The organism is Pseudomonas capeferrum (assembly GCF_000731675.1).
Taxonomy (GTDB): domain Bacteria; phylum Pseudomonadota; class Gammaproteobacteria; order Pseudomonadales; family Pseudomonadaceae; genus Aquipseudomonas; species Aquipseudomonas capeferrum.
Genome location: NZ_JMIT01000002.1, coordinates 238,481 through 265,195 on the forward strand (window position 1 = coordinate 238,481; position 26,715 = coordinate 265,195).

Annotated in this window: 27 protein-coding genes and 3 tRNA genes; 6 read left to right on the forward strand and 24 right to left on the reverse strand. The window is 62.1% G+C overall.

The annotated features are described in order from the left end of the window. Positions 1–34 precede the first annotated feature (34 nt). The 3 genes from PC358_RS13590 to gltX all read right to left on the reverse strand — a co-directional run bounded on the left by PC358_RS13590 (position 35) and on the right by gltX (position 1,985). Positions 35–110: transfer RNA gene (locus PC358_RS13590), tRNA-Glu, on the reverse strand. A gap of 72 nt (positions 111–182) precedes the next feature. Then, positions 183–258 (reverse strand) — tRNA-Ala (locus PC358_RS13595). 245 nt (positions 259–503) lie between these two features. Then, positions 504–1,985, reverse strand: a complete 1,482-nt coding sequence (gltX, locus tag PC358_RS13600; protein ID WP_033700555.1) for a glutamate--tRNA ligase — start codon at positions 1,983–1,985, stop codon at positions 504–506. 142 nt (positions 1,986–2,127) lie between these two features. Here gltX and PC358_RS13605 point away from each other — a divergent pair, with 142 nt between their 5' ends. Together PC358_RS13605 and PC358_RS13610 are read left to right on the forward strand one after the other, a co-directional pair. Then, on the forward strand, positions 2,128–3,183 hold the full coding sequence (locus PC358_RS13605; protein WP_033700556.1) for an HlyD family secretion protein: 1,056 nt from the start codon (positions 2,128–2,130) through the stop codon (positions 3,181–3,183). Next, positions 3,173–4,723: an MDR family MFS transporter gene (locus PC358_RS13610; RefSeq protein ID WP_033700557.1), complete on the forward strand. Its 1,551-nt coding sequence runs from the start codon at positions 3,173–3,175 to the stop codon at positions 4,721–4,723. Before PC358_RS13605 ends, PC358_RS13610 begins: the two co-directional genes overlap by 11 nt. Before the next feature lie 68 nt (positions 4,724–4,791). On the opposite strand, the gene uvrB is transcribed toward PC358_RS13610, so the two are convergent. Beyond that, positions 4,792–6,807, reverse strand: a complete 2,016-nt coding sequence (uvrB, locus tag PC358_RS13615; protein ID WP_033700558.1) for an excinuclease ABC subunit UvrB — start codon at positions 6,805–6,807, stop codon at positions 4,792–4,794. A gap of 288 nt (positions 6,808–7,095) precedes the next feature. Here uvrB and PC358_RS13620 point away from each other — a divergent pair, with 288 nt between their 5' ends. Together PC358_RS13620 and PC358_RS13625 are read left to right on the forward strand one after the other, a co-directional pair. Then, positions 7,096–8,292 carry an amino acid aminotransferase gene (locus tag PC358_RS13620; RefSeq protein ID WP_033700560.1) on the forward strand — a complete coding sequence of 399 codons (1,197 nt, stop codon included), beginning with the start codon at positions 7,096–7,098 and terminating at the stop codon, positions 8,290–8,292. A 73-nt stretch (positions 8,293–8,365) separates the two neighbouring features. Continuing rightward, a tRNA-Asn gene (locus PC358_RS13625) sits at positions 8,366–8,441 on the forward strand. A gap of 56 nt (positions 8,442–8,497) precedes the next feature. Here PC358_RS13625 and PC358_RS13630 read toward each other — a convergent pair. The 5 genes from PC358_RS13630 to PC358_RS13650 form a co-directional block, all read right to left on the reverse strand. Next, positions 8,498–8,914, reverse strand: coding sequence for a cupin domain-containing protein (locus tag PC358_RS13630; protein WP_033700561.1), 417 nt, complete (start codon positions 8,912–8,914; stop codon positions 8,498–8,500). Positions 8,915–9,017: 103 nt separating this feature from the next. Beyond that, a complete protein-coding gene (locus PC358_RS13635; protein ID WP_033700562.1) occupies positions 9,018–9,575 on the reverse strand; it encodes a DUF1285 domain-containing protein in 558 nt (185 codons plus the stop codon). A 10-nt stretch (positions 9,576–9,585) separates the two neighbouring features. Then, positions 9,586–10,191, reverse strand: a complete 606-nt coding sequence (locus tag PC358_RS13640; RefSeq protein ID WP_033700563.1) for a DUF4823 domain-containing protein — start codon at positions 10,189–10,191, stop codon at positions 9,586–9,588. 66 nt (positions 10,192–10,257) lie between these two features. Next, positions 10,258–11,226, reverse strand: coding sequence for a GTP 3',8-cyclase MoaA (locus PC358_RS13645; RefSeq protein WP_033700564.1), 969 nt, complete (start codon positions 11,224–11,226; stop codon positions 10,258–10,260). A gap of 117 nt (positions 11,227–11,343) precedes the next feature. Further along, positions 11,344–11,979 carry a TetR/AcrR family transcriptional regulator gene (locus PC358_RS13650; RefSeq protein ID WP_019473685.1) on the reverse strand — a complete coding sequence of 212 codons (636 nt, stop codon included), beginning with the start codon at positions 11,977–11,979 and terminating at the stop codon, positions 11,344–11,346. Positions 11,980–12,051: 72 nt separating this feature from the next. Between PC358_RS13650 and PC358_RS13655 the strand changes: the two genes are divergently transcribed. Continuing rightward, the gene (locus tag PC358_RS13655) at positions 12,052–13,185 is read left to right on the forward strand and encodes an aminotransferase class V-fold PLP-dependent enzyme (RefSeq protein WP_033700565.1); all 1,134 of its coding nucleotides are present in this window, start codon (positions 12,052–12,054) and stop codon (positions 13,183–13,185) included. A 232-nt stretch (positions 13,186–13,417) separates the two neighbouring features. Here the strand turns inward: PC358_RS13655 and PC358_RS13660 are convergent, their stop codons facing one another. The 12 genes from PC358_RS13660 to PC358_RS27185 form a co-directional block, all read right to left on the reverse strand. Further along, a complete protein-coding gene (locus PC358_RS13660; protein WP_033700566.1) occupies positions 13,418–14,200 on the reverse strand; it encodes a TatD family hydrolase in 783 nt (260 codons plus the stop codon). A 32-nt stretch (positions 14,201–14,232) separates the two neighbouring features. Then, positions 14,233–15,219: a DNA polymerase III subunit delta' gene (locus PC358_RS13665; protein ID WP_033700567.1), complete on the reverse strand. Its 987-nt coding sequence runs from the start codon at positions 15,217–15,219 to the stop codon at positions 14,233–14,235. Continuing rightward, positions 15,212–15,844, reverse strand: coding sequence for a dTMP kinase (gene tmk, locus PC358_RS13670; protein ID WP_033700568.1), 633 nt, complete (start codon positions 15,842–15,844; stop codon positions 15,212–15,214). The genes PC358_RS13665 and tmk overlap by 8 nt, the downstream gene beginning before the upstream one ends. A 9-nt stretch (positions 15,845–15,853) precedes the next feature. Then, entirely contained in the window at positions 15,854–17,044 is a 1,191-nt protein-coding gene (mltG, locus tag PC358_RS13675; RefSeq protein WP_033700569.1) for an endolytic transglycosylase MltG, read from the reverse strand. 4 nt (positions 17,045–17,048) lie between these two features. Further along, entirely contained in the window at positions 17,049–17,864 is an 816-nt protein-coding gene (gene pabC / locus PC358_RS13680; RefSeq protein ID WP_033700570.1) for an aminodeoxychorismate lyase, read from the reverse strand. Next, positions 17,864–19,108 carry a beta-ketoacyl-ACP synthase II gene (gene fabF, locus PC358_RS13685; RefSeq protein WP_033700571.1) on the reverse strand — a complete coding sequence of 415 codons (1,245 nt, stop codon included), beginning with the start codon at positions 19,106–19,108 and terminating at the stop codon, positions 17,864–17,866. Before fabF ends, pabC begins: the two co-directional genes overlap by 1 nt. A gap of 184 nt (positions 19,109–19,292) precedes the next feature. Next, positions 19,293–19,529 carry an acyl carrier protein gene (gene acpP / locus PC358_RS13690; protein ID WP_008096410.1) on the reverse strand — a complete coding sequence of 79 codons (237 nt, stop codon included), beginning with the start codon at positions 19,527–19,529 and terminating at the stop codon, positions 19,293–19,295. A gap of 203 nt (positions 19,530–19,732) precedes the next feature. After that, complete coding sequence (gene fabG, locus PC358_RS13695) at positions 19,733–20,473, reverse strand: 3-oxoacyl-ACP reductase FabG (protein WP_033700572.1); 741 nt, start codon at positions 20,471–20,473, stop codon at positions 19,733–19,735. A 15-nt stretch (positions 20,474–20,488) separates the two neighbouring features. Then, positions 20,489–21,427 (reverse strand): ACP S-malonyltransferase, encoded by a 939-nt coding sequence (gene fabD, locus PC358_RS13700; protein ID WP_033700573.1) that lies wholly within the window; start codon positions 21,425–21,427, stop codon positions 20,489–20,491. 126 nt (positions 21,428–21,553) lie between these two features. Further along, a complete protein-coding gene (plsX, locus tag PC358_RS13705; RefSeq protein ID WP_077068575.1) occupies positions 21,554–22,564 on the reverse strand; it encodes a phosphate acyltransferase PlsX in 1,011 nt (336 codons plus the stop codon). 3 nt (positions 22,565–22,567) lie between these two features. Next, a complete protein-coding gene (rpmF, locus tag PC358_RS13710) occupies positions 22,568–22,750 on the reverse strand; it encodes a 50S ribosomal protein L32 (RefSeq protein WP_016485486.1) in 183 nt (60 codons plus the stop codon). Positions 22,751–22,763: 13 nt separating this feature from the next. Continuing rightward, positions 22,764–23,291: a YceD family protein gene (locus PC358_RS27185; RefSeq protein WP_077068576.1), complete on the reverse strand. Its 528-nt coding sequence runs from the start codon at positions 23,289–23,291 to the stop codon at positions 22,764–22,766. Between the two features lie 95 nt (positions 23,292–23,386). On the opposite strand from PC358_RS27185, the gene PC358_RS13720 reads away from it, so the two are divergent. Further along, a complete protein-coding gene (locus tag PC358_RS13720; protein WP_033700574.1) occupies positions 23,387–23,965 on the forward strand; it encodes a Maf family protein in 579 nt (192 codons plus the stop codon). A gap of 93 nt (positions 23,966–24,058) precedes the next feature. On the opposite strand, the gene PC358_RS13725 is transcribed toward PC358_RS13720, so the two are convergent. The 3 genes from PC358_RS13725 to rluC are packed head-to-tail and all read right to left on the reverse strand — an operon-like array spanning position 24,059 to position 26,691. Next, positions 24,059–25,048 (reverse strand): S49 family peptidase, encoded by a 990-nt coding sequence (locus PC358_RS13725; RefSeq protein ID WP_033700575.1) that lies wholly within the window; start codon positions 25,046–25,048, stop codon positions 24,059–24,061. A 23-nt stretch (positions 25,049–25,071) separates the two neighbouring features. Continuing rightward, positions 25,072–25,731 (reverse strand): HAD family hydrolase, encoded by a 660-nt coding sequence (locus PC358_RS13730; protein ID WP_033700577.1) that lies wholly within the window; start codon positions 25,729–25,731, stop codon positions 25,072–25,074. 3 nt (positions 25,732–25,734) lie between these two features. After that, on the reverse strand, positions 25,735–26,691 hold the full coding sequence (rluC, locus tag PC358_RS13735; RefSeq protein ID WP_033700578.1) for a 23S rRNA pseudouridine(955/2504/2580) synthase RluC: 957 nt from the start codon (positions 26,689–26,691) through the stop codon (positions 25,735–25,737). Positions 26,692–26,715 lie beyond the last annotated feature (24 nt).

Below are 26,715 nucleotides of genomic sequence, written 5' to 3' on the forward strand. Positions count from 1 at the left end.
CCAGCGACATAATGAAACATCGCTTGTGCAAAACTGGCGTCCCCTAGGGGACTCGAACCCCTGTTACCGCCGTGAAAGGGCGGTGTCCTAGGCCACTAGACGAAGGGGACGAACCTTCTTACCTTCAAGACCCGGTTGCTGGACCCGGTCTTGCTTATCAGCCTTGGCTGCTAAGCGGAATTTGGTGGAGCTAAGCGGGATCGAACCGCTGACCTCCTGCATGCCATGCAGGCGCTCTCCCAGCTGAGCTATAGCCCCACAATGTCGCTCTGAGCAGAATCGCTGGCTGGGTGGCTGGCGTTTCGTTTCGCTCATCGCTGTGGACGGGGCGCATATTAAGATCGGATTGCACGGCTGTCAAACGAATTTTTGAAATTATCCAAAAGTTTTTTCACAGATAACAATCACTTACCGCCCTGCCCTTTGTTCTCCCATGGTTTTCTAAGCATTTGAACCTGTGGTAACGGGCAAGCCTGCGCCCACAGGTTCGCGCTAACGCCACGTCAGGCGATAGTCGCCAGCAGCTTTTCCCACTCTTTGTTTTCTTTCTTCGACACGCCACCGAGCAGGTCCAGGGCCTGACGCAAGCGGTAGCGCGTCAGGTCCGGGCCGAGAATTTCCATGGCATCGAGCACCGACACCGAGCTGGCCTGGCCAGTAATGGCGGCAAACATCAGCGGCATGGCGTCCCGCAGCTTCAGCTCCAACGCCTCGACCACCGCCTGGATGCAGCCGGTAATGCGGTCCTTCTCCCACTGGCGCAGGCTTTCCAGCTTCCACAGGATCAACTGGATGACCTGACGCACCTGGTCGCCCGACAGCTTTTTGCTCTCGAACAGCTTGGCATCAAGCTTCAGCGCGCCTTCGAAGAAGAAACCACCCAGCGGTGCAACCTGGCTGAAGGTTTCGACCCGGCCCTGCACGTGCGGGGCGATCTTCATCATGTAGTCGCTGTTGAACGCCCATTTCTGCAGGCGTGTGGCGAATTCTTCGACCGGCAGCTCACGCAGCCACTGGCCATTGAGCCAGGACAGTTTCTCGATGTCGAAGATCGGCCCACCGAGCGAGATTCGCGACAGGTCGAAGTGCTCGACCATCTCGTCCAGGGAGAACTTCTCGCGCTCATCCGGCATCGACCAGCCCATGCGACCGAGGTAGTTGAGCATCGCCTCGGGCATGAAGCCCATGCGCTCGTAGAAGGTCACCGAGGTCGGGTTCTTGCGCTTGGACAGCTTGGACTTGTCCGGGTTACGCAGCAGCGGCATGTAGCACAGCTTCGGCTGCTCCCAGCCAAAGTACTCGTACAGCTTGATCAGCTTCGGAGCCGACGGCAGCCACTCTTCGCCACGCAGAACGTGGGTGATGCCCATCAGGTGGTCGTCGACCACGTTGGCCAGGAAGTAGGTCGGCAGGCCGTCGTTCTTCATGAGCACCTGCATGTCCATGCGGTCCCACGGGATTTCGACGTCACCGCGCAGCATGTCCGGCACCACGCAGATGCCTTCGCTCGGCACTTTCATGCGGATCACGTGGGGCTCGCCGGCGTCCAGGCGGCGCTGTACTTCCTCGGCGCTCAGCAACAGGGCACGGCCGTCGTAGCGCGGGGTCTCGCCACGGGCCATCTGCTCGGCGCGCATCTGCTCCAGCTCTTCGGCGGTGCAGAAGCAGTAGAACGCGTGGCCGGCATCGACCAGTTGCTTGGCGTACTGGGCGTAGATCTCGCCACGTTCGCTCTGCCGGTAAGGGCCGTGCGGGCCACCAACATCCGGGCCTTCGTTCCATTCGATGCCGAGCCAGCGCAGGGCGTCGAAGATCTGCTGTTCCGACTCGCGGGTGGAGCGCAGTTGGTCGGTATCTTCGATGCGCAGGATGAACTCACCGCCGTGCTGCTTGGCAAAGCAGTAGTTGAACAAGGCGATGTAGGCGGTGCCAACATGGGGGTCGCCCGTGGGCGATGGCGCGATGCGCGTGCGTACGGTGGTCATGGAAGGTCTCGAACGAAAGATGAAACAAAGGCGGGATGTTAGCAGGGAGCAGGCACCGGGCTCCAGCAATGGCGCGAACGACACTTGTCGAAGGGCCGTCGCTCACTGTTAAATTTGCTTACATTTCTGGAACCATCGTCTCATGCCTGCACAACTCAAACGCCGCCTGCTGATCTTCTTCGTCGTGGTGGCGGCCATCGCCCTCGCCTTCCTGGCGCACTGGTATTTCAAGGGGCGCTTTTATGAAAGTACCGACAACGCTTACGTTCAAGGCGAGATCACCCGTATTTCCAGCCAACTTGGCGCACGCATCGATGACGTGCGCGTGCAGGACAACCAGCACGTCGTCCAAGGCGAACTGCTGGTACGCCTGGAAGCCGCTGACTTCCAGCTCGCCGTCGAGCGCGCCCGTGCGGCCTTGGCCACCCGTGAAGCGGAACACGTACAGGCCGAAAGCCGCCTGACGCAACAGGGCAGCCTGATCGCCGCTGGCCAGGCCCAGGTCGCCGCCAACCAGGCCACGCTCGACCGCTCACGGCTGGACCTCAACCGCGCAGAGGCCCTGCGCAAGCCGGGTTTCGTGTCCGAAGAGCGGGTTACCACACTCTCGGCAGAACGCCACGTGGCCAGCTCCCAGGTCGACAAGGCACGCGCCGATTTGCAAGGCCAGCGCCAGCAGGTCAATGCCCTGGCTGCCGAGCTCAAACGCCTCGACGCGCAGATCGCCAATGCACGCGCCGACCTTGCCCAGGCCGAACTGAACCTGACCCGCTGCGAGATCCGCGCCCCGATCAGCGGCACCATCGGCCAGCGCAGCGCGCGCAACGGCCAGGTGGTGCAGGCCGGCGCCTACCTGCTGTCTATCGTGCCCGACGAAGACATCTGGGTGCAGGCCAACTTCAAGGAAACCCAGATTGGCCACATGCAACCTGGCCAGCGTGCCGAGTTGCTGTTCGACAGCTACCCGGACACGCCTGTCGAGGGTCGGGTCAACAGCCTGTTCGCAGCCTCCGGCGCCCAGTTCAGCCTGCTACCACCCGACAACGCCACCGGTAACTTCACCAAGGTGGTGCAGCGCATTCCGGTGAAGCTGACCTTCAGTGCCGACAACCCGCTGCACGGCCGCATCCGCCCCGGCATGTCGGTTACCGCCACCGTCGATATCCGCGCCGAGGACGATGGCCGCAATGGCCGGTGATCAACTGCTCAGGCCCACTGCCGAGCCGAGCCGGCGCGACTGGATTGCGGTGATGAGCGTGATGCTCGGCGCCTTCATGGCCGTGCTCGACATCCAGATCACCAACGCTTCGCTCAAGGACATCCAGGGCGCGCTTTCCGCGACCCTGGAAGAAGGCTCGTGGATCTCCACCTCCTACCTGGTTGCGGAGATCATCATGATCCCGCTGACCGCCTGGCTGGTGCAGCTGCTATCCGCCCGGCGCCTGGCGGTGTGGGTTTCGGCCGGTTTTCTGCTGTCGTCGCTGCTCTGCTCCATGGCCTGGAACCTGGAGAGCATGATCATGTTCCGTGCCTTGCAGGGCTTTACCGGCGGCGCCTTGATCCCGCTCGCGTTCACCCTGACCCTGATCAAACTGCCCGAACACCACCGTGCCAAGGGCATGGCCATGTTCGCCATGACCGCCACCTTCGCGCCTTCGATCGGCCCGACCTTGGGGGGCTGGCTGACCGAGAACTGGGGCTGGGAGTACATCTTCTACATCAACATCCCGCCAGGCCTGGTGATGATCGCGGGCCTGCTGTATGGGCTGGAAAAGAAAGAAGCACACTGGGAACTGCTGAAAAGCACTGACTATGCCGGCATCGTCACGCTCGGCGTGGGCCTGGGCTGCCTGCAGGTTTTCCTCGAGGAGGGCCATCGCAAGGATTGGCTGGAATCGAACCTGATCGTCAGCCTGGGCACGGTCGCGCTGATCAGCCTGATTACCTTTGTGATCCTGCAGTTTTCCAAGCCGCACCCTTTGATCAACCTGCGCATCCTGGGCAATCGCAATTTCGGCCTGTCGAGCATCGCCAGCTTGGGCATGGGCGTCGGGCTGTACGGTTCGATCTACTTGTTGCCGCTGTACCTGGCGCAGATCCAGGGCTACAACGCCTTGCAGATCGGCGAAGTGATCATGTGGATGGGCGTGCCGCAGCTATTTCTGATTCCGCTGGTGCCCCTGCTGATGAAGGTGATTTCGCCGAAGATACTTTGCGCGATTGGCTTCTGCCTGTTCGGCGCCGCCAGCTTTGGCTCGGGGGTGCTCAACCCGGACTTTGCAGGGCCGCAGTTCAATCAAGTCCAGATCATTCGGGCGCTGGGGCAACCGATGATCATGGTGACCATTTCGCTGATCGCCACCGCTTACATTCAGCAGCAGGATGCCGGGTCGGCGTCGAGCCTGTTCAACATCCTGCGCAACCTGGGGGGCGCCATCGGCATCGCGCTACTTGCCACCTTGCTGGATGCGCGGACCAAGGTGTACTTCGACTACCTGCGCGAGTCACTGGTGCCGAGCAATCCGCAGGTGGCAGAGCGCCTGGCACAACTGGCGGAGCGCTTGGGCAGCGATACGGCGGCGCTTGGCAAACTCAGTGAAATCACCCATCAGCAGGCGCAGATCATGGCGTACAACGACGCCTTCCATTTTGTCGGGATCGGCTTGGCGGTGAGCATGGTGGCAGTGCTGCTGACGCGCAAGCTGCCGGAGGGGTTGAAGGCTGGCGAAGCGCATTGAATGGGCGTTGGCTGCACTGGCCTCTTCGCGGGTAATGCCGCGAAAAAGCCAGTGCAGGTGGCGAAGCATCAGCTGGTAATCAGCCGCTCGCGCAACTGGGTAATCTCGTCGCGCAACTGCGCCGCAGCCTCGAACTCCAGGTCGCGGGCGAACTGCATCATCTTCTCTTCCAGCTGCTTGATACGCTTGGTGATTTCGCCCGGCGTGCGCAGCTCTGCCTCGTAGCGGGCGCTCTCCTCCGCGGCCTTGGCCATGCCTTTGCGCTTTTTGCTGCGCGAGCCAGGCACCGTGGCACCTTCCATGATATCGGTGATGTCCTTCACCACCCCCTTGGGCACGATACCGTTGGCCAGGTTGAAGGCAATCTGTTTCTCCCGACGCCGCTCGGTCTCGTCGATGGCCCGCTGCATCGAGCCAGTCATCTGGTCGGCGTAGAGGATGGCCCGGCCATTGAGGTTACGCGCAGCCCGGCCGATGGTCTGGATCAGTGACCGCTCGGAACGCAGGAAGCCTTCCTTGTCGGCATCGAGGATCGCCACCAGCGACACTTCCGGCATGTCCAACCCCTCACGTAGCAGGTTGATGCCCACCAGCACATCGAAGGTACCCAGGCGCAGGTCGCGGATGATTTCTACCCGTTCGACAGTGTCGATGTCCGAGTGCAGGTAGCGCACCCGCACGTCGTGATCGGCCAGGTAATCGGCGAGGTCTTCGGCCATGCGTTTGGTCAGCGTGGTCGCCAGCACCCGTTCGCCGGCATCGACACGCTTGCGGATCTCCGACAACAGGTCATCGACCTGGGTCAGCGCCGGGCGGATTTCTACCTGAGGGTCGACCAGACCGGTCGGTCGCACCACCTGCTCGACCACCCGCCCGGCATGTTCCGCTTCATAAGGGCCGGGGGTTGCCGAAACGAAAATGGTCTGCGGGCTGACCGCCTCCCATTCATCGAAACGCATGGGCCGGTTGTCCAGCGCCGAGGGCAGGCGAAAACCGTACTCAACCAGGGTTTCCTTGCGCGAGCGGTCACCCTTGTACATGGCGCCGACCTGGGGAACGCTGACGTGCGATTCGTCGATCACCAGCAGCGCATCCGCTGGCAGGTAATCGTAGAGGGTGGGTGGCGGTGCGCCCGAGGGGCGGCCGGACAGATAGCGGGAGTAGTTTTCGATGCCGTTGCAGTAGCCCAGCTCGAGGATCATCTCCAGGTCGAAACGAGTGCGCTGCTCCAGCCGCTGCGCTTCGACCAATTTATTGCCCTTGTGCAGGTATTCGAGGCGGTCCTTGAGCTCCTCCTTGATGCCCTCGACTGCACCCAGCAGCGTTTCGCGCGGGGTGACGTAATGGCTCTTGGGGTAGAAGGTGAAACGCGGCAGCTTGCGAAAGACCTCACCGGTGAGCGGGTCGAAAGCGGCGATGTTCTCCACCTCGTCATCGAACAACTCGATACGGATGGCTTCAAGGTCGGACTCGGCCGGGAACACGTCGATCACATCGCCCCGCACGCGGAAGGTGGCACGGGCGAAATCCATCTCGTTGCGGGTGTACTGCAGGTCGGCCAGGCGGCGCAGCAAGGCGCGCTGGTCGAGCTTGTCGCCGCGGTCCACGTGCAGGACCATTTTCAGGTAGGTTTCGGGGCTGCCCAGGCCATAGATGCACGACACGGTGGTGACGATGATCGCGTCACGCCGCTCGAGCAATGCCTTGGTCGCCGACAGGCGCATCTGCTCGATGTGGTCGTTGATCGACGCGTCCTTCTCGATGAAGGTGTCGGACGACGGCACATAGGCTTCGGGCTGGTAGTAGTCGTAGTAGGAAACGAAGTACTCGACCGCGTTGTTCGGGAAAAACGCCTTGAACTCGCCATACAACTGCGCGGCCAGGGTCTTGTTAGGCGCCAGCACCAGGGTCGGGCGCTGCACCTGCTGGATGACGTTGGCGATGCTGAAGGTCTTGCCCGAGCCGGTCACCCCGAGCAGCGTCTGGTGCGACAGCCCGGCCTCGATGCCTTCGACCATCTGGCGAATGGCTTCGGGCTGATCGCCGGCCGGCTGGAAACGGGTGACGAGCTGGAACTCGGACATGAGGGACCTCGCGGTGCTGCAGCAACTGTAAATTTAGCCAGTAGTCTATACCCAAATGCGCCCATTCGGGGCCGGTTTCAAGCCCCGGGTGTGAACGCTTATTGCTGTGGACACGGCAAATAGACCAATGGTCAAAAAATATTTGCGCAAATGCCTGGAAAAGCTGTGCCAGAGTGTCGCAGTGACCGGTCGGTATCACTATACTGACTCCCCGTTTGTGCACCGCTTCAGTGCATTCGGGCTGGAGCGTGTACGTCCTATCACTCTCCATTCAGAGCCAAGGTAACAATGAGCCTGTTTTCCGCTGTCGAGCTGGCACCCCGCGACCCTATTCTGGGCCTCAACGAAGCATTCAACGCCGATCCACGTACCGACAAGGTCAACCTTGGCGTGGGCGTCTACTGCAATGAGGAAGGCCGCATTCCGCTGCTGCGCGCCGTGATCGAAGCCGAGACCCAGCGTGCTGCCCAGCATGCCTCGCGCGGCTACTTGCCGATCGACGGCATCGCCACCTATGACCAGGCCGTGCAAAAGCTGCTGTTCGGCGCCGAGTCGCCGCTGCTGGCCGCCGGCCGTGTCGTCACTGTGCAAGCCGTTGGCGGCACCGGTGCTCTGAAGATTGGCGCCGATTTCCTCAAGCGCCTGTCGCCCAACGCCGTGGTGGCCATCAGCGACCCAAGCTGGGAAAACCACCGCGCGCTGTTCGAGACCGCAGGTTTCCCGGTACAGAACTACCGCTACTACGACGCCCCGAGCCACGACGTCAACCGCGCCGGCATGCTCGAAGACCTGAACAGCCTGCCGTCCGGCTCGATCATCGTCCTGCACGCCTGCTGCCATAACCCGACCGGCGTCGACCTGACCCTGGACGACTGGAAAAACGTCCTTGAAGTGGTCAAGGCCAAAGGCCACGTGCCATTCCTCGACATGGCCTACCAGGGCTTCGGTGACGGCATCGCCGAAGACGCCTTCGCCGTACGCCTGTTCGCCGAGTCGGGCCTGGACTTCTTCGTCTCCAGCTCGTTCTCCAAATCGTTCTCGCTGTATGGCGAGCGCGTGGGCGCACTGTCGATCGTGACCGACTCCAAGGACGAAAGCACCCGCGTGCTGTCGCAGGTCAAGCGCGTGATCCGCACCACCTACTCCAACCCGCCGACCCATGGCGCGACCATCGTCGCCACCGTGCTCAACAACGATGAGCTGCGTCAGATGTGGGAAGACGAGCTGGGTGAAATGCGCCAGCGCATCCACGGCATGCGCAAGCAGATGGTCGAGCTGTTGGCGACTTACGGTGCCAAGCGCGACTTCAGCTTCGTCGGCCGCCAGGTTGGCATGTTCTCGTACTCGGGCCTGACCGTTGAGCAGGTCGCGCGCCTGAAGAACGAGTTCGGCATCTACGCGCTGGACACTGGCCGTATCGCGGTAGCGGCACTGAACCAGAGCAACATCCACGTGGTCACCAAGGCCATCGTCGAAGTACTGTAACTGTTTGATTCTGCTCTAGTTTACCGAGGGGAAGCTTGACTTCCCCTTGGTGATCAGTAAGATGGACGCAGATTCCGCGATAGCTCAGTCGGTAGAGCAAATGACTGTTAATCATTGGGTCCCTGGTTCGAGTCCAGGTCGCGGAGCCAAACACTGAAAACCTCCAGTTGCGCAAGCACTGGAGGTTTTTTCATTTCCGGGCCTGCTACTGCTGCAGCGGCTCGGTCACAGGCTTGCCTTCATCCACCAGGCTCCACACCAACAGCTTGGCAGGCCGGCTTTTACTGGCATTGCGCGACACGCTGTGCACGGTCCCAGGCGCCTCGTACCAGTACTCGCCGGCCTTGTAGGTCTTTTCTTGTTCATCATTGAGCTTTGATACCACCGCACCTTCCACTACGTAGGCCATGACTGCCCCTGGGTGCTGGTGGGCGGGCGACGCCTGGCCGGGGGCATAGCTGACGGTGAGCATCACCGCCTTTTTACCGGGGGCGTTGCTGGGCAGTTTTTCTTGCAGGACCTGAACCTGATCGGGGGCATCGCCATGTGCCCAGGCGGGGGCATGGCCAGCGAGCAGGCCAATGCTGATGAGCGAGGAAATGGCAAAAGATGAGGGTTTCATGGGTTACTCCTGATGGGCGACTGCCAGCAGGTTAGGCCCGGTGGTGCCTGGGGAAAATGGCCAATGCAGCGAAAAACAAGGAGGCCTATTACGGCCCATGATCTCAGGTACGCCCGATCAGATAGAACTCACCCTGGCTCCAGACCCCTAACCACTCCTCGTCGTCGATGATGCGCGGCATCGCCAGCTCGACCAGCTGATAGAACACATTGCGATGAATCAGCGCCTCGAGGTTGCTGCGCATCAGCACATAGGGTGAAGGCTCCTGGGTAACAGGATCGATCTCGACCCGCAACGGATTAGCCGGGCCCGCCTCGACCTGGTCATCGACATTGCTGGTAAAGCGCAGCACCTGTTGCTCACCACTGCCCAGCACCTCCAGGGCAATCGCGACAAAGGGCGCATCATCGACACGGATACCGACCTTCTCCACCGGTGTGATCAGGAAGTAGTCATCACCATCGCGGCGGATGATCGTGGAAAACAGCCGCACCATCGGCTTGCGACCGATTGGCGTACCCAGGTAATACCAGGTGCCATCGCGGGCGATGCGCATGTCGATGTCGCCGCAAAAGTCCGGGTTCCACAGATGCACCGGCGGCAGCCCCTTTGCTTTGGGGATTTGTGCCAGAAGATCACTGGCCTTGCCGGAATCGCTCATCACACTTGCCTCATTCGCTCATGCCCAGAAGGCTACGAGCGTACTCGCGCATCGGCGCGGCAAGCAAATCTTCCGGCGTGTTGTCGTGGAACGTCAACAAACCGCCACGGCTCTTGATGCGGGCCGTGTCGATCAGGTAGCGGGTATTGGTTTCGATGAGCATCATCTGCACCACTCCGGTATCCCAACCCAGCCGGTCGACCGCCTGCTCGTCATACCACTCGTCACCGTTGCCGATACGGTCGTCGGTGCGCGCGAAACGGGTGTACAGCACATAGTCCGCGCCCACCGAGCGCGCCTCGGCCATCGCTTCCTCCAGGCCAAGCGGGCCTTGGGCGCGGCGCACCAGCGGGAAATACTCGACGAAACTCTTGAACGCCTCGTCGGCCACCACATTTTGCCGCGGCAACGGGCCTTTACCGGGGGGCATGAACGCGCCCTGGCCAATGAAGATGAACGAGTCGGGCTGCAGACGGATCGACAGGGTCCGGCGGGTATCGCTGTGGTCGAGCAGACCGGCATCGCTCATGTGGTAACGGACGCCCTCGCCCATATCGCTGACATTCATGCAGCCGCCCAACGCCATCAGCGCCAGCAGCAAGACCAGGCTACGCATCTTTCCTCCAGTGGCCGGCGACGAAAAACCGGCGAATAGCCGGCGGATGCAGCTTTTGCGCCAGACTCAGCCGCCGATCACCTTCATCACTGTCACCCCCCCGGAAAACGCCACATCCTGCTTGTCTGCCAAGGCCTTGACCAGCAGCCGCTGCAAGGCGGGAAGCGCTTGATGACGCGGCTTTTCCAACAGGTCGCCGACAAAGTGGCGATTGCTCGACGACAAGCAGCCATGCAGCCAACCGGTGGATGACAAACGCAGCCGCGAACAACTCCGGCAGAACGGCACGCTCTCGTTGGCGATCACACCGAAATGGCCTTTACCGGGGACCTGGTAGCGCAGGGCAGTGGCATCCACCGCCGCGTCCACCTGCTCGTAGGCATGCTCGGCGCCGATCAGCCCGAGCAAGTGGTCAAGGCCAACGAACTGCTGCAGGAAAGCATTGCGGTCATTGGCCAGATGGCCCATGCGCATGAGCTCGATGAAGCGCAGCTCAAAACCCCGCGCCAGGCAGTAATCGAGCATCGGCAGAACCTGGTCGAGGTTCTGGCCGCGCATCGGCACCATGTTCACCTTGATCTGCATACCCTGCGCGCTGGCTTGCTGCATGCCCGCCAGCACGCTGGCAAGGTCGCCACCGCGGGCGATGCGGCGAAAGGCCAGTGGGTCCAGGGTATCGAGGGAAACATTCAGACGGCGGATGCCTGCTGCGCGTAGCTGTGGCAACTTGCGCGCAAGCAACTGGCCGTTGGTGGTCAGCGAGATATCGTCGAGGGGGAGCTTGGCCACGGCAGCCAGAAAATCGTCCAGCCTAGGGCTGACCAACGGCTCACCGCCGGTAATGCGCAAACGCTCGATGCCAGCGGTTTCAATCAGGTAGGCAACGCCCCGCGCCAACGCCTCGGCAGGCAACTCGTGCTGCGCCGCCACCAGGCGCTTGCCATCGGGCACGCAGTAGGTACAGGCATAATTACAGGCAGCCGTCAGGCTGACACGCAGGTTACGAAAGCGCCTGCCTTGACGATCGACAATCATGGATGACTCCGGCATGGATGAAGCGGGGCTGGCAAAACCTGACTCATAAATCAGGTTTTTGCAAGCCCCTTGTTCATGCCGGGTCAACTGCAAGGGCCCCGCAGCGGCCCTGCTCTGTCAGTTGGCGGGTTCTGGGTCGCGTTTGCGCTTGTTGCCCATGCGCACGCCGATGTCCATGAGGAACTGGAAGAAACCTTCCTGATCTTCGAGCACGTTGCTCCAGAACGGCGAGTGGTACAGCGCCACGGCGCCATGCACCAAGGCCCAGGCCGCGCAGTAGTGGAAGTACGGCGGTACGTCTTCGAGCTTGCCTTCGCTGATACGGCCCTTGATCAGCTGGGTCAGGCGATCGAAGTTGGAGGCGCGGATGCTGTGCAGCTGCTCGACCATCTCTGGCACTTGATTGCCCTTGACCACCTTTTCTTCCAGGCGGTCGAACAGCCGGTAGCGCTGCGGATCGCGCATGCGGAACTCAAAGTAGGCGCGCGACAGGGCTTCCTTGTCACGGTCGACGTCGGCCGAATGCAACAGCTCGTTCAAATCGCGCTCGTAGTCGAGCATCAGGCGCAGGTAGATCTCCGCCTTGGACTTGAAGTGCTTGTAGATCGTGCCTTTGCCGATACCCACGGCGTCGGCGATCATCTCGACGGTGACGCTGTCTTCACCCTGTTCGAGAAACAGCTTGAGCGCCGTATCGAGGATTTCCTGTTCGCGACGGCGAAACTCACGGACCTTACGAGGTTCTTTCTGCATAGGAAGGACTGGTTGACGATCGAAGCGGTTTATTATGCCTAACTTGCGGGAAATTGCACGGATCATCCAACCATGTCTATGTTTCATGATGAGTTCGATCAAACCCCGGGGCTGCGCTACCTGAACCACGCGGCCATCGCCCCCTGGCCACGCCGGGCTGCCGAGGCGGTGGCACGCTTTGCCCGCGACAACGTTTGCCTGGGTGCCAGCGAGTACCCGACCTGGCTGGCGACCGAGCGGCGCCTGCGCGAGCGGCTGGCGCGGCTGATCCACGCCCCCTCGCCCGGCGACATCGCCCTGGTGAAGAACACTTCCGAAGGGCTGTCGCTGGTCGCTTTTGGCCTGGACTGGGCGCACGGCGACCAAGTGGTGATCAGCGACGAGGAATTCCCCTCCAACCGCGTCGTATGGGAAGCCCTGGCCGACCGTGGCGTGCAGGTGATCCAGGCCAGCCTGGCGGGGCCCGACCCCGAGGCCACGTTGCTGGCGGCCTGCGGGCCACGCACCCGCTTGCTGGCGATCAGCGCCGTGCAATTCGGCAGCGGCCTGCGCCTTGACCTGGCCCGCCTTGGTGAAGGTTGCCGGGTACGCAATGTGCTGTTTTGCGTCGACGCCATCCAGCAGGTCGGCGCCCTGCCCTTCGACGTGCAGCGCTTTCAATGCGATTTCGCCATGGCCGATGGCCACAAGTGGATGCTCGGCCCCGAGGGGTTGGGGCTGTTCTATTGCCGCGCCGAAATACGCCCGCAGCTTGAGCTCAATGCGTATGGCTGGCACATGCTGGAGCACCTGGGCGATTTCGAGCGGCGCCAATGGCAGCCGGCGCGTAGCGCGCGGCGTTTTGAATGTGGTAGCCCGAACATGCTCGGTGCCTGCGCCCTGGAGGCGAGCCTTTCGCTGCTGGAGGAGGTCGGGATCAGCACGGTAGCGCAGTGTTTGCAGCAGCGCGTGGCGCAGCTCTATCAAGGCTTGGCTGCGGTGCCTGGCGTTTTGCTGCAGACACCCGCTGATCCCGACAGGCGGGCGGGCATCGTCACATTCAGTATCAAAGGGCAGGATAGCGTGCAGATTCAAAAGGCATTGATGGCTGAGCGCACAATTTGTGCTCTACGGGGCGCTGGCGTGCGATTTTCACCGCATTTCTATACCAGCGAGCAGCTAATTGACGAAGCTGTGCAGCAGGTTCGCCGGCTGGCCATGCATTGAGAGCGGGGATGGATACCGGGCGTATTCCAAATCTGTTTAAAAAACGACCAATAGGGACTGGCACTGCGCCAAACCTGACCAATACTTGAACTGTTGGCGCGGCGCATCCCCCCCAAGTGGCGCGCCGATAAAGGTGCTCAGGGACCGCGTACCTTTGTTTTACTCCTAATGGTCTTAACCCGGATTCCCTCCCCCAGAACCCGGGTTTTTTTTGCCTGTTTGAAGGGGTGCCTCAGACCACACGTGCCAAGGGGAACAAGCGCTTGAAGTTCGCCGTGGTCTGCTCCGCCAACTGCTCATAACTGGCCCCACGCAACGAGGCGACATACTCGGCCACTTCGCGCACGTACTGCGGCAGGTTCGGCTTGCCCCGATACGGAATCGGCGCCAGGTAAGGCGAATCCGTTTCCACCAGCAGGCGGTCGACCGGCACTTGGCGTGCCACCTCACGCAAGGCGTCAGCATTGCGGAAGGTGACGATGCCCGACAACGAAATGTAATAGCCCAGGTCCAGCGCCGCCTTGGCCATGTCCCAGTCTTCGGTGAAGCAGTGCAGCACACCGGCCTGAGGCAGGTTCGCCTCGCGCAGCAGCGCGAGGGTATCGGCCCGCGCTGCACGGGTATGCACGATCACCGGTTTGCCGGTCTGGCGCGATGCCTCCAGGTGCAGGCGAAACGATGCCTGCTGCAACTCGGCCGCTTCCGGCTCGTAGTGGTAGTCCAGGCCGGTTTCGCCGATCGCCACAACATGCGGGTGCGCCAACTCACGCAACAGCCACTCCAGCGCTGGGGTCTCGCCCGGCGCCAGGTCCAGTGGGTGCACCCCCACCGAGCAGTCGACATCGGCGTACTGCTCACTCAGGGCCTTGACCGCCCCGGCGTTGTCGGCACTGACGCCAATGCACAGAAAATGCCCGACCCCGCGCTCACGCGCAGCCTGCAGGGCAGCATCGAGCGAGCCCTGGTGGGCACTCAGGTCAAGACGGTCAAGGTGGCAATGGGAATCTACGAGCATGGGATAACGGCACACATGAATAAAAGGGAAAGTCAGCGGGCGCCCGGCAACTGCTGCCAGTGAGCCAGCAGCGCTTCGAGCAGCAGGGCGCGATTGAGGTTGGCTTTGCCCAGCACCTTCTGGCGCTGCTCCAGGACCCACGCCTGAACCTGCAGCACCTTCGCCTGGCGGCTCTTTTGCGCCAGGTACTGCACGACCTTGCGCATATCGGCCAAGCCTAACCCTTCTTCGTCCTGGGTCAACTGATAGCGCAGGATCAGGTGCGACCAGTCGCAGAACCAGTCGAACAGCAGCAACAGCGGCACACCACTCCAGGCATCGGCCAGCTGGCTGGGGGACTGTTGCTGCTTGAGCAGTTTCTTCACTCCATCGGTGACCAGCGCGCGCTGTTCACGTATGCCCTGTGCCTGCAGGCTGACCGCCCTCAACGGCGAACCTGCGGCCAGGGTCAGCAGCTCTTCGCGCTCGGCTTCATCGCTGTCGGCCAGCGCATTGGCAAGCCAGGCTTGGCTCTGGGCCAGGCTGGGCTGCGGGCAGACGACCTGCTGGCAGCGGCTCTTGATGGTCGGCAGCAGGCGGCTGGGCTGATGGGTAACCAACAGCAGCACGGTATCGCCCGAAGGTTCTTCAAGGCTTTTGAGCAACGCATTGGACGCATTGACGTTCATCGCCTCGACCGGCTCGATCAACACGACCTTGCGCCCGCCCAACTGCGCAGTCTGCACCACGAAGGCCACCAAGTCGCGCACCTGATCGACCTTGATCGGCTTGTCGGCCTCCTCCGGCTCCAGTACGTAGTTGTCCGGGTGGCTACCGGCCTTGAGCAACAGGCAGGACTTGCAGGTGCCGCAGGCATCCAGCCCCTGAGGGTGCTGACACAACAAACGCGCCATCAGGCGCTCGGCCAGGGCTCGCTTGCCGATACCCTGCGGCCCATGCAGCAAGTAGGCGTGTGCGTGCTGGCTGCGACCGGCCAACTGCTGCCAGATGGCTTGCTGCCAGGGGTAGGCCTCAGCCACGGCAACGCTCCAGGATACCCGGCAGCAGTGCGTCGATGGCACGCTGCACGGCCTCCAGGGGCTGCGCGGCATCCAGCAGGCTGTAGCGCTGCGGCGCGCGATGGGCACGCTGCAGGTAGGCTTGGCGCACCGCCTCGAAGAATGCCTGGCCTTCCTGCTCGAAACGGTCCAGGCGGCCACGTGCGGCAGCACGGGCAAGGCCGACTTCGACCGGCAGGTCGAAGACCAGGGTCAGGTCTGGGCGCAGGTCGCCTTGGACGAACTGCTCCAGTGTGGCGATGCGCTCGACGGACAATCCCCGCCCCCCGCCCTGATAAGCGTAGGTAGCATCGGTAAACCGGTCACACAGCACCACCGCCCCCCGGGCCAGGGCAGGCCGGATCACCTGCGCCAGGTGCTGGGCGCGCGCAGCGAATACCAGCAGCAGCTCGGTATCCGCCGCCATGCTTTCATCGCTTGGTGCCAGCAGCAACTCGCGCACCTTTTCGGCCAGCGGTGTACCGCCCGGCTCGCGGGTCAGCAGCACATCCAGGCCATGTTCGCGCAGGCGCGCCGCCAGGTATTCGCGGTTGGTGCTCTTGCCCGCGCCTTCGGGGCCTTCCAGGGTAATAAACAAGCCGCTCACAGGCAGTCCTTAAGGTTGTTCTTCGGGCGTCGGTGCATCGGCCGCTGCGGGGTCGCCGGCCGGGGCCGATTGCTGCGCGGGGGCCGCGTCGGGCTCAGGCTGCGCAGACGGCTGGTCCGCTGCGGGCGCATCGGGCTCGGTGGCCTCGCTGGCACCCGGCTGGGCCTGCGGCGCCGGGCTCGAGCGGTAATCCGCACGCCGCTTGAGCTGGAACTCGCGCACCGCCGAATTGTGGTCGTCCAGGTCGTCGGAGAACACATGGCTGCCATCGCCGCGGGCAACGAAGTACAGGCTGGTGCCAGTGGCCGGATTGAGCGCAGCGTGAATAGCCTCGCGCCCGACCATCGCGATCGGCGTCGGCGGCAAGCCAGTCATGGTGTAGGTGTTGTAGGGCGTCGGCTCGCGCAGGTCGGCACGGGTAATTCTGCCGTTGTAGCGCTCGCCCATGCCATAGATCACGGTCGGGTCGGTCTGCAGCATCATGCCCAGACGCAGGCGCCGCACGAACACGCCAGCAATCTGCCCACGCTCTTGTGGGATGCCGGTTTCCTTCTCCACCAGCGAGGCCATGATCAGCGCTTGGTAAGGGTCGCGATACGGCAGGTCGGTGGTGCGCTCCGACCACTCTTTGGCCAGCACTTCGTCCAGGCGCATGTAGGCCTGTTGCAACAACTCGATGTCGCTCATGCCGCGCACGAAGCGATAGGTATCCGGGAAGAAGCGGCCCTCGGGGAACACGCCGGTGTGGCCAAGCTTGTCCATCACCTCGGCGTCCGTCAGGCCGTCCAGCGTGTGCTTGATCTTTTCGTGCTTGGCAACGGCCGAGCGCACTTGGCGGAAGGTCCAGCCTTCGACCAGGGTGAGGTTGTACTGCACCACATCGGCACGGCGCCACGCGTCGAACAGCTGCTCGACCGTCATCCCCGGGGTCAGGCGGTACTCCCCAGTGTGCAAGGGCGTGCCAGCCATATTGAAGCGCCAGTAAAGCCGCAACCAGAAGGCGTCATCGAGCAGCCCATCGTTCTGCATGCGGTAAAACATGCGGTTGGGGTTGGTGCCATTGGGCACGTCGAGCAGGCGCTCCTGCGTCACGTGCAAGGGCTGCTCCAGGACCGAGTTGACCTTCCAGGCCGACCAGCCCAAAGCCAGGCCGGCCAGGATCAACCCCATTTCCAGCAGCAGCAGGAATTTGCGTCTCACGAATTCAGGTATCCAGTAACGTACGGGCAACGGCCTGCAGTTTACGGGTGAGTGGGCCCGGCGACCAGTTCAGCGCGGCAAAACCCCGCACAGGCCAGACACCATAGACACTGTTGCACACGAATACCTCATCCGCCTGCTCCAGTTCATCGAATGCCAGGTCGCGGACCTGTACGGGGATGGCCATTGCCTGGGCCTGCTGCAGCAACGCGGCACGCATCACGCCGGCGACGCCGCAGCGGCTGAGGTCTGCGGTCAGCAGCACACCGTCACGCACCAGAAACAAATTGCTATACACCCCTTCGACTACCCTGCCCTGCCCATCACGCATCAGGCCTTCGGCATGCTCGCCGCCCTGCCATTCGGCACGCGCCAGCACCTGCTCCAGGCGATTGAGGTGTTTGAGGCCGGCCAGCAGCGGTTGTTCCCCAAGCCGGGTCTGGCAAGGGAACAATTGCACACCGAGTTCGGCATGTTCGACAGGATAGCTGGGCAGCGGGCCGCCCTGAAGGATGCGCCGTGGCGCCGCACCGGCAACCGGGGCATAGCCTCGCTGGCTGTCGCCACGGGTGAGGATGAGCTTGGCAACGCCATCACCTAGCTGGCTGGCGTAACGCCGGATCTCGTCTTCGACCAACGCCAGGTCGACGTCGATGGCCAGGCGCCCGCAACCCAGCGCCAGGCGTGCAAGGTGGCCGGCCATCAAGCTCGGCCGGCCGCCTCGCACGGCGATGGTCTCGAACAGTCCATCGCCGTAGGCCAGGCCGCGGTTCTGCAGATTGACTGCATCCGCCGGCTGGCCGTCGAGCCAGCTGTGCATCAACCAGCGAACCGGCGGAACACCAGCGAGCCGTTGGTGCCACCAAAGCCAAACGAATTGGACAGCACCACGTCGATCGGCATGCTGCGCGCCTGGTGCGGCACGAAGTCGAGGTCACAGCCCTCGTCCGGCTCATCCAGGTTGATGGTCGGCGGCGCCATCTGGCTGTTGATTGCCAGTACGCTGAAGATCGCTTCCACCGCGCCCGCAGCCCCCAGCAAGTGGCCAGTCATCGACTTGGTCGAGCTGACCGCGAGCTTGTAGGCATGCTCGCCGAACACACGCTTGATCGCAGCCACTTCGGCCACATCGCCCGCCGGGGTCGAGGTGCCATGGGCGTTGATGTAGCTGACCTCTTCAGGCTGGATGCCGGCGTCGCGCAGGGCATTGGCCATGCAACGGGCAGCACCTTCACCGGAATCGGGTGGCGAGGTCATGTGGTAGGCGTCGCCGCTCATGCCGAAACCAACCAGCTCGGCATAGATGGTCGCGCCACGGGCCTTGGCGTGCTCAAGCTCTTCGAGAACCAGCGCACCAGCACCGTCGGACAGCACAAAGCCGTCACGGCCTTTGTCCCAAGGACGGCTGGCACGGCTTGGCTCATCGTTACGGGTCGACAGCGCGCGCGAGGCACCGAAGCCGCCCATGCCCAGGCCGCAAGCGGCCATCTCGGCGCCACCGGCGATCATCACGTCGGCTTCACCGTAGGCGATGTTGCGCGCGGCCATGCCGATGCAGTGGGTGCCCGTGGTGCAGGCGGTGGCAATGGCGTAGTTCGGCCCCTGCAGCCCCAGGTGGATCGACAGGAAGCCGGAGATCATGTTGATGATCGAACCCGGCACGAAGAACGGCGAAATGCGCCGCGGGCCTTGCTCATGCAAGGTCCGGCTGGTTTCTTCGATGTTGGTCAAGCCGCCGATGCCTGAGCCCATGGCCACGCCAATACGCTCGCGGTTGGCGTCGGTCACTTCCAGGCCGGCATTACGCACCGCCTGGAAACCGGCCGCCAGGCCGTACTGGATGAACAGGTCAAGCTTGCGGGCCTCTTTGGCCGACAGGTACTGCTCGACCTCGAAGCCTTTCACCGAGCCGCCGAAACGGGTGGAGTAGGCAGCCAGATCCGTATGTTCGATCGGACCGATGCCACTGCGGCCAGCCAGAATGCCCTGCCAGGTACTCGGTACATCGGTACCCAGTGGTGACAGCATACCCATACCGGTGACCACGACGCGTCTACGCGACACAGTACTCTCCTTTTCTAATAACAGAGTCTCTTGGCATTGCATTCATGCGATGGAATGAAATGACAACAGGCTCTCGGTGCGCGGTGAACGATACCCTTGAGCCAAGGGGGGCTCGCAAAGAAAAAACCGCACGCCAGCAAAGGCAGTGCGGTTTTTCCCGACAAGTAGCGTCGACTAAAACGTCTTAGGCCTTGTGGCTGTTGACGTAGTCGATAGCGGCTTGAACGGTAGTGATCTTCTCGGCTTCTTCGTCTGGGATTTCGGTCTCGAATTCCTCTTCCAGAGCCATCACCAGCTCAACGGTGTCAAGCGAATCGGCACCCAGGTCATCGACGAAGGACTTCTCGTTGGTCACTTCCTCTTCCTTGACGCCCAGTTGCTCGGCGACGATTTTCTTGACGCGTTCTTCGATGGTGCTCATACCTAGTTTTCACTCCTAATGGACATATGTCAGGCAGCTGGCCGGTGACCAATTTTATAGAAAGACGTTCGCTTTTCAAGCTAAACGCACCTTCGAATTAGTCACCCGACCCTCTGCCTGGAATCTGGTTGCAGCTTTATAACGGATTTTAGGCTCGCAGTATGACTCTTTTTTTACGAAATCCGTCACATTGAGTTGCAGTTTTACATGTACATCCCGCCGTTGACCGGCACGGTAGCACCGGTCACATAGGCTGCGCCGTCGGACGCCAGGAAGGAAACCACCTTGGCGATTTCCTCGGCCTGGCCCAGGCGGCCCAGCGGAATCTGGGTCTGCAGGGCTTCGCGCTGCGCTTCTGGCAGCTCACGGGTCATGTCGGTGTCGATGAAGCCTGGGGTCACCGAGTTGACGGTGATGCCTCGCGAGCCCACTTCACGCGCCAGGGCGCGGCTGAAGCCTTCCAGGCCAGCCTTGGCGGCGGCATAGTTGGCCTGACCAGCGTTACCCATGGCACCGACGACCGAGCCGATGCTGATGATACGACCCCAACGCGCCTTGGTCATGCCGCGCAGCACGCCCTTGGACAGACGGTAGAGGCTGTTCAGGTTGGTGTCGATCACGTCGAACCACTCGTCGTCCTTCATGCGCAGCATGAGGTTGTCGCGCGTGATACCTGCGTTGTTGACCAGGATGGCCGGTGCACCGAACTGCGCGGTGATGGCGCCCAGCACCGCTTCGACGGACTCGGCGCTGGTCACGTTCAGCTCCATGCCGGTACCGGTGATGCCGTGCTCTTTCAGGGTAGCGCCGATGCGCTCGGCACCGGAGGCGGACGTGGCGGTGCCGATCACGGTCGCGCCCTGGCGGCCCAGTTCGAGGGCGATGGCCTGGCCAATGCCACGGCTGGCGCCGGTGACCAGTGCAACTTTACCTTGCAGGCTCATGCAAGCTTCTCCAATTCAGGCCAGCGCCGCGCGGGTGGCGGCGACGGCATCAGGGGTATTGAGGTTGTAGGTGGTCACGCCGTCGGCGCAACGCTTGTTGAGGCCGGCAAGGACTTTACCTGGGCCGCATTCAACAAGATTGACGGCGCCATTGGCGGCCAGGGTCTGTACGCATTCGACCCAGCGCACGGGCTGGTACAGCTGCGCCAGCAGGTCGTGCTTGAGCGCATCGAGGTCGGCGGCGATGGCGGCGGTGACGTTCTGCACCACCGGGATCTGCGGGGCCTTCCACTCGATGGCGTTGACCGACTCGGCAAAACGCTCGGCGGCAGGCTTCATCAAGGCGCAGTGCGATGGCACGCTGACCGGCAGCGGCAAGGCACGCTTGGCGCCTTTGGCCTTGCACAACTCGATGGCACGGTTCACCGCCGCAACGTTACCGGCAATGACTACCTGGCCCGGAGAGTTGAAGTTCACTGCACTGACCACTTCATCTTCGGCCGCTTCGACGCAAATGGCCTTCACTTCATCGTCGCCCAGGCCAAGAATTGCGGCCATGGCGCCGTGACCGGCCGGCACAGCCTCCTGCATCAGTTCACCACGGCGCTTGACCAGCTTGACTGCGTCTTTCAGCGACAGGCTGCCAGCGGCGACCAGCGCGCTGTATTCACCCAAGCTATGGCCCGCAACGAACGCAGGCTTTGCGCCGCCCTCTTCCAGCCACAGGCGCCACAAGGCGATAGAGGCGGTAAGGATGGCCGGCTGGGTCTTGTCGGTTTGGTTGAGTTGCTCTTCCGGACCTTCCTGGACCAGCTTCCACAGGTCGTAGCCCAAAGCTTCGGAAGCTTCCTTGAAGGTTTCGACGATCACCGGCTTCTGGGCGCCGAGTTCGGCGAGCATGCCCAGCGACTGGGAACCTTGACCAGGAAAGACGAATGCGAGGGATGCAGACATTGAACAAGCCCTTATGATCTTGTCGTCGGATAGGGTACGCCGGGCGTTAGCCTGGCGCGGAATCTGAAAACTTGGATGGATACGCGGACCAAGCGGTCACATTTAAGCACTTCATCGGCGAAATGCCTAAGGCAACAGGTCTTCAAGGCGACCATGCAGCCGCTGGGGCAGGTTTTCCTGGATCTCGATCAACGCACGCTGAATGGCGCTCTGAAACCCCTGCACGCCCGCCGAGCCATGGCTTTTGATGACGATACCCTGCAACCCCAGAAAGCTTGCACCATTGTGCCGCGCGGGCGCCAGGTCGGCCTGCAGGCGCTTGAGCAATGGCATGGCCAAGGCGCCGGCAGCACGGGCCAGCACTCCGCCCTTGAACAACGCCTCGATGCGCGCACCGATCATCGTCGCCAGGCCTTCGCTGGACTTGAGCAGGATGTTGCCGACAAAGCCGTCGCACACCACCACATCCGCCTCGCCACGGTACAGGCCATCGCCTTCGACGAAACCCACATAGTTAAGGCCGCGGGCGTTCTGCAGCAACGTGGCCGCCAGCTTGACCTGCTGGTTGCCCTTGATGTCCTCGGTGCCGATGTTCAGCAGCGCCACGCGCGGGCGATGAACGCCCAAGGCCTGGGCAGCCACCGAGCCCATCACGGCGAACTGGTAAAGGTTCTCGGCACTGCAATCGACATTGGCGCCCAGGTCGAGCAACTGGCAGTACCCCGCCTGGGTCGGGATCGCCGCCACCATGGCGGGCCGATCGATACCCGGCAGGGTCTTAAGCACGAAGCGCGACAACGCCATCAGCGCCCCGGTATTTCCGGCACTCACGCAGGCCTGGGCCTTGCCGTCACGCACCAGTTCGAGCGCAATGCGCATCGACGAGTCCGGCTTGCCGCGCAACGCCTGTGAAGGCCGCTCGTCCATACCGATCACCTCGCTTGCCGCGACAATCTGCAGGCGCGCGCGATCCGCAGCTGCAAGGCCGCTGACAAGATCTTCAAGGAGGGAGGGTTGACCGACGAGGGTCAGGTGCAGCGAGGGGGTAGCCGAAAGGCAGGCAATGCTAGCCTGGACAATGCTGCGGGGACCGAAGTCCCCGCCCATTGCGTCGATCGCGATGATCTGAGCGGACAAGGATTACTCGTCAGCGCCCTTGTCGATCACTTTGCGACCACGGTATACGCCTTCTGGCGATACGTGGTGGCGCAGGTGAATTTCACCGGTGGTTTTCTCTACCGACAGCGCGTTTTCCGACAGGGCGTCGTGCGAACGGCGCATGTCACGGGCAGAGCGGGATTTTTTGTTCTGCTGAACAGCCATAATTGATTAACTCCTAAACGTTTGGGTCACGCTTTAACTGCGCCAAAACACTGAACGGGTTGGACCGCGATACCTCGTCCTTGCTCGAATCGGGCTCGTCTGCGCCCGCCGGCTGCTGGCATTCTTCCGGATGATGAGCAGGCACGATTGGCAAGGCGAGCAGAAGCTCCTCCTCGATAAACGCCTGCAGATCCAATGGATCTTCGCCCAGTTCCAGCACGTCATAGCCTTTCGGCAACGACTGGGTATTCGCACCCTCCTTTACCACGGCGTAAGTACATTCGCTGTGGATCGGCAGGGTGACCAGCTCAAGACAACGCTGGCAAACCATCTTGACCTCGACGTCAAGCTCGCTGTGGATAACCACCACGTGCTGTTCATCTCGTTCAAAATTTAATTTCGCCTGCACCGTACCGACATTGTCGGAAAGCGGGTCGCAGAGTCTTTCCAAATCAGCGAGTTGCAGCGAACCGTTAAGGGTTACGCCACGATCGGCTAATTTGCGCGGGTCAACGTGAGGTGGAATCGGGTCATTCAACATAGGCGCAGCATTCTAGGGATGGCCCCCGCCCCTGTCAAAGGAAATTCGGCGGCAAATCGCGTGATAGGATGAGTACAACAGATCAGGAGTCTACCATGCTGCCCTTATTACTGGCTTCCAGCTCACCTTACAGACGCGAACTGCTCGCCCGCCTGCGCCTGCCCTTCACCTGGGAAAGCCCCGATATAGACGAGCAGCGCCTGGGTGACGAGCCTGCCGTGGAGCTGGTTCGGCGCCTGGCCAGGCAAAAGGCCGAGGCACTGGCGGGCAGCCACCCCGGGCACCTGATCATCGGCTCGGACCAGGTGGCCGTGCTGGGCGAACAGATCCTTGGCAAGCCCTTGAGCTTCGAGCGGGCCTGCGAGCAACTGCTGGAGGCCAGCGGGCAGCAGGTCACCTTCCTGACCGGGCTGGCGCTGCTCAATAGCGCTACAGGGCAATGCCAGGTCGATTGCGTGCCGTTTACGGTGACGATGCGGGAACTGAGCCGAGAGCGCGTGGAGCGCTACGTGGCGGCGGAACAGCCGCTGGATTGCGCAGGGAGCTTCAAGGCCGAAGGGCTGGGGGTGAGTTTGTTTCGAAGCACGCATGGGTGCGATGCGACCAGCCTGGTCGGGTTGCCGCTGATTCGGCTGGTAGACATGCTGACCAAGGAAGGGGGGGTGATTCCGTAGTTCGATCCCGCATTTTTAGCACCCACGGAGATCGAGCGGTGCTCGACCTCCATGGGTACTGCAAAAGGGTGCCGTACAACCAACGGCCAACCCTCAGCGCAAAGAAGGCCCCTGGAACCCCATGTACATGGCCAGGTGCTCAGCCACACTGGCGCCGATCCGCTTGGAGAACCGGTCAAACGGCGATTCCTGAACCGTGAAATCCACCAATTCCTTCTCGCCGACAATTTCCCGCGCCACATAGCTGGCACTGCCCAAGCCATCCACCAAGCCAAGCGCCTTGGCCTGCTCGCCCGACCAGATCAGCCCACTGAACAGCTCCGGGTGCTCCTTATCCTTCAGCCGATCACCCCGCCCCTGCTTGACCATGGCGATGAACTGCTGGTGCGTGGTATTCAGCACGCCCTGCCAGAAAGCCCGCTCATCAGGCTTCTCTGGCGAGAACGGATCAAGGAAGGCCTTGTGCTCACCTGCGGTATAGGTGCGCCGCTCGACCCCCAGCTTCTCCATCGAACCGACAAACCCGTAACCCGCCGCCGTCACCCCAATGGAGCCAACCAGGCTGGCCTTGTCGGCATAGATCTCATCCGCCGCACTGGCGATGTAATAGGCACCGGAAGCCCCCAGGTCGGTGATCACTGCATACAGCTTGATCGCCGGGTACTCGGCACGCAGCCGGCGAATCTCGTCATAGACATAGCCCGCCTGCACCGGGCTGCCACCCGGGCTGTTGATTCGCAGCACCACGGCCTTGGTCTTGGCGTCCTTGAACGCCTCACGCAGGCTCTTGACGAGGTTGTCGGCACTGGCGGCCTCCTGATCGGCAATCACGCCGCGCACCTCGATCAATGCCGTATGGCTGGCGCTGCGCGAGGCGGCCTTGTCCATGTCCATCAACGGCGTGAACAAGACCAGCATGCCGAACAGGTAAACGAAGGTCAGCAGCTTGAAGAAAATCCCCCAGCGCCGTGCGCGGCGCTGCTCCTGGACACTCGCCAGCAGGGTTTTTTCCAACAGCCTCCAGCTCTTGCGCTCTTCGCGCTCCTCGGGTTCGGACTCAGGGGCTTTCCATTCGTCTGCCATGCTCACCTGCCTTGGAAGTGAAATTACGCGGAACCGACCAGCCACTCACGCAACTGGGAGAAATGATCAATGCACACCTGCGGGCCGAACTCGGCCAGTGCCTGCAGCGACATCGCGCCATAGCCGACAGCCACCGAGTGCATGCCCGCATTGCTGGCCATCTGCAGATCAAACGCCGAATCACCGACCATCAACGCGCGCCCAGGTTCGACACCGCAATGGCTGAGAATCTCCTCGAGCATCAGCGGGTGTGGCTTGCCACGGGTCTCGTCGGCGGCGCGGGTGATATCGAAGAACTGCTCCCAGCCATTGGCCCTGAGCACCCGATCCAGGCCTCGACGGGCCTTGCCAGTTGCTACCGCCAAGCGGTAACCCTCGGCACGGAAGGCATCCAGCGACTCGACCACACCCTCGAACAACGGCGACGGCTTTTGATCAAGCGCCGTGTAGATGTCGGCATAGTGCTGCCGAAAACGCTCGAGCTGCACGGGTGTCAGGTGCGGATACAGCGTATGGATCGCCTCGCCCAGGGCCAGGCCGATGATGCCCTTGACCGCGTCATCGTGACTCGGCGCCTCACCGGCGCGCTCGGCGGCAGCATTCATGGCCTCGACGATGCGCCCGATGGAGTCGGCCAAGGTGCCGTCCCAGTCGAAGATCAGCAGCTCATAAGACTTTTTCATCGCTCAGGACGCACTCAAACGCTCTACAGTCTTGGCCCACACTTCATCCACCGGCGCCTCCAGCTTGAGCTCGCCACCGTCAGGCAGTGGCACGGTCAGGGCATAGGCATGCAGGAACAGGCGCTTGCCACCCAGCTCACGAATCTCGCGACTGAAGTCTTCGTCGCCGTACTTGCTGTCGCCGGCGATCATGTGCCCGGCATGCAAGGTGTGCACGCGGATCTGATGGGTACGGCCGGTGATCGGACGCGCTTCGACAATGGTGGCGAACTCACCGAAACGGCGCAGCACGCGGAACAGGGTCAGCGCCTCCTTGCCCTCCTCGTTGACCTCGACCATACGCTCGCCAGAGCGCAGGTTGCTTTTGAGCAACGGCGCATTGACCTGCTTCTTCGCGGTCGGCCAGTGGCCACGCACCAACGCCATGTAGCGCTTGTCGACACCATCACCGCGCAGGGCGGCATGCAGGTGGCGCAGCATGCTGCGCTTCTTGGCGATCATAAGCAGGCCGGACGTGTCGCGGTCCAGGCGATGCACCAGCTCAAGCTCCTTGGCATCCGGGCGCAGCTGACGCAACGCCTCGATCACCCCGAAACTCAGGCCACTGCCGCCATGCACGGCGATACCCGCCGGCTTGTTCATCACGATGAGCGCCTTGTCTTCGTAGACAATCGCCGCTTCAAGGCGCTGCAGCAGCCCCTGGGCTACGGGCGCAGGTGCATCACGCTCAGGCAAGCGGACGGGCGGTACCCGTACGATATCGCCAGCCTGAATTTTGTATTCAGGCTTGACGCGCCCTTTGTTGACCCGCACCTCACCCTTGCGCAGGATGCGGTAAACCAAGGTCTTGGGCACGCCCTTGAGCGCCGTGATGAGGAAATTGTCGATGCGTTGGCCGGCAAGCTCCGGCGCGACTTCGATCAGCTGAACGCCGGAAGTCGGAGGGGTATTGGTCGTCATCAAGGGATCATAACAATTTTTTAT

Bases quoted from the DNA above. Each gene is read 5' to 3' on its own strand.
- PC358_RS13720 (WP_033700574.1), top strand. From the start codon at position 23,387: ATGCTGCCCTTATTACTGGCTTCCAGCTCACCTTACAGACGCGAACTG.
- PC358_RS13660 (WP_033700566.1), bottom strand. From the start codon at position 14,200: ATGCTCGTAGATTCCCATTGCCACCTTGACCGTCTTGACCTGAGTGCC.
- PC358_RS13645 (WP_033700564.1), bottom strand. From the start codon at position 11,226: ATGATTGTCGATCGTCAAGGCAGGCGCTTTCGTAACCTGCGTGTCAGC.
- gltX (WP_033700555.1), bottom strand. From the start codon at position 1,985: ATGACCACCGTACGCACGCGCATCGCGCCATCGCCCACGGGCGACCCC.
- PC358_RS13635 (WP_033700562.1), bottom strand. From the start codon at position 9,575: ATGAGCGATTCCGGCAAGGCCAGTGATCTTCTGGCACAAATCCCCAAA.
- acpP (WP_008096410.1), bottom strand. From the start codon at position 19,529: ATGAGCACCATCGAAGAACGCGTCAAGAAAATCGTCGCCGAGCAACTG.
- rluC (WP_033700578.1), bottom strand. From the start codon at position 26,691: ATGACGACCAATACCCCTCCGACTTCCGGCGTTCAGCTGATCGAAGTC.
- PC358_RS13620 (WP_033700560.1), top strand. From the start codon at position 7,096: ATGAGCCTGTTTTCCGCTGTCGAGCTGGCACCCCGCGACCCTATTCTG.
- uvrB (WP_033700558.1), bottom strand. From the start codon at position 6,807: ATGTCCGAGTTCCAGCTCGTCACCCGTTTCCAGCCGGCCGGCGATCAG.
- PC358_RS13630 (WP_033700561.1), bottom strand. From the start codon at position 8,914: ATGAAACCCTCATCTTTTGCCATTTCCTCGCTCATCAGCATTGGCCTG.
- PC358_RS13610 (WP_033700557.1), top strand. From the start codon at position 3,173: ATGGCCGGTGATCAACTGCTCAGGCCCACTGCCGAGCCGAGCCGGCGC.
- PC358_RS13650 (WP_019473685.1), bottom strand. From the start codon at position 11,979: ATGCAGAAAGAACCTCGTAAGGTCCGTGAGTTTCGCCGTCGCGAACAG.
- PC358_RS13655 (WP_033700565.1), top strand. From the start codon at position 12,052: ATGTCTATGTTTCATGATGAGTTCGATCAAACCCCGGGGCTGCGCTAC.
- PC358_RS13605 (WP_033700556.1), top strand. From the start codon at position 2,128: ATGCCTGCACAACTCAAACGCCGCCTGCTGATCTTCTTCGTCGTGGTG.
- PC358_RS13730 (WP_033700577.1), bottom strand. From the start codon at position 25,731: ATGAAAAAGTCTTATGAGCTGCTGATCTTCGACTGGGACGGCACCTTG.
- PC358_RS13640 (WP_033700563.1), bottom strand. From the start codon at position 10,191: ATGCGTAGCCTGGTCTTGCTGCTGGCGCTGATGGCGTTGGGCGGCTGC.
- fabG (WP_033700572.1), bottom strand. From the start codon at position 20,473: ATGAGCCTGCAAGGTAAAGTTGCACTGGTCACCGGCGCCAGCCGTGGC.
- rpmF (WP_016485486.1), bottom strand. From the start codon at position 22,750: ATGGCTGTTCAGCAGAACAAAAAATCCCGCTCTGCCCGTGACATGCGC.
- fabD (WP_033700573.1), bottom strand. From the start codon at position 21,427: ATGTCTGCATCCCTCGCATTCGTCTTTCCTGGTCAAGGTTCCCAGTCG.
- pabC (WP_033700570.1), bottom strand. From the start codon at position 17,864: ATGCACAGCTGGCTCGACGGCCAGCCGGCGGATGCAGTCAATCTGCAG.
- PC358_RS27185 (WP_077068576.1), bottom strand. From the start codon at position 23,291: ATGTTGAATGACCCGATTCCACCTCACGTTGACCCGCGCAAATTAGCC.
- PC358_RS13725 (WP_033700575.1), bottom strand. From the start codon at position 25,048: ATGGCAGACGAATGGAAAGCCCCTGAGTCCGAACCCGAGGAGCGCGAA.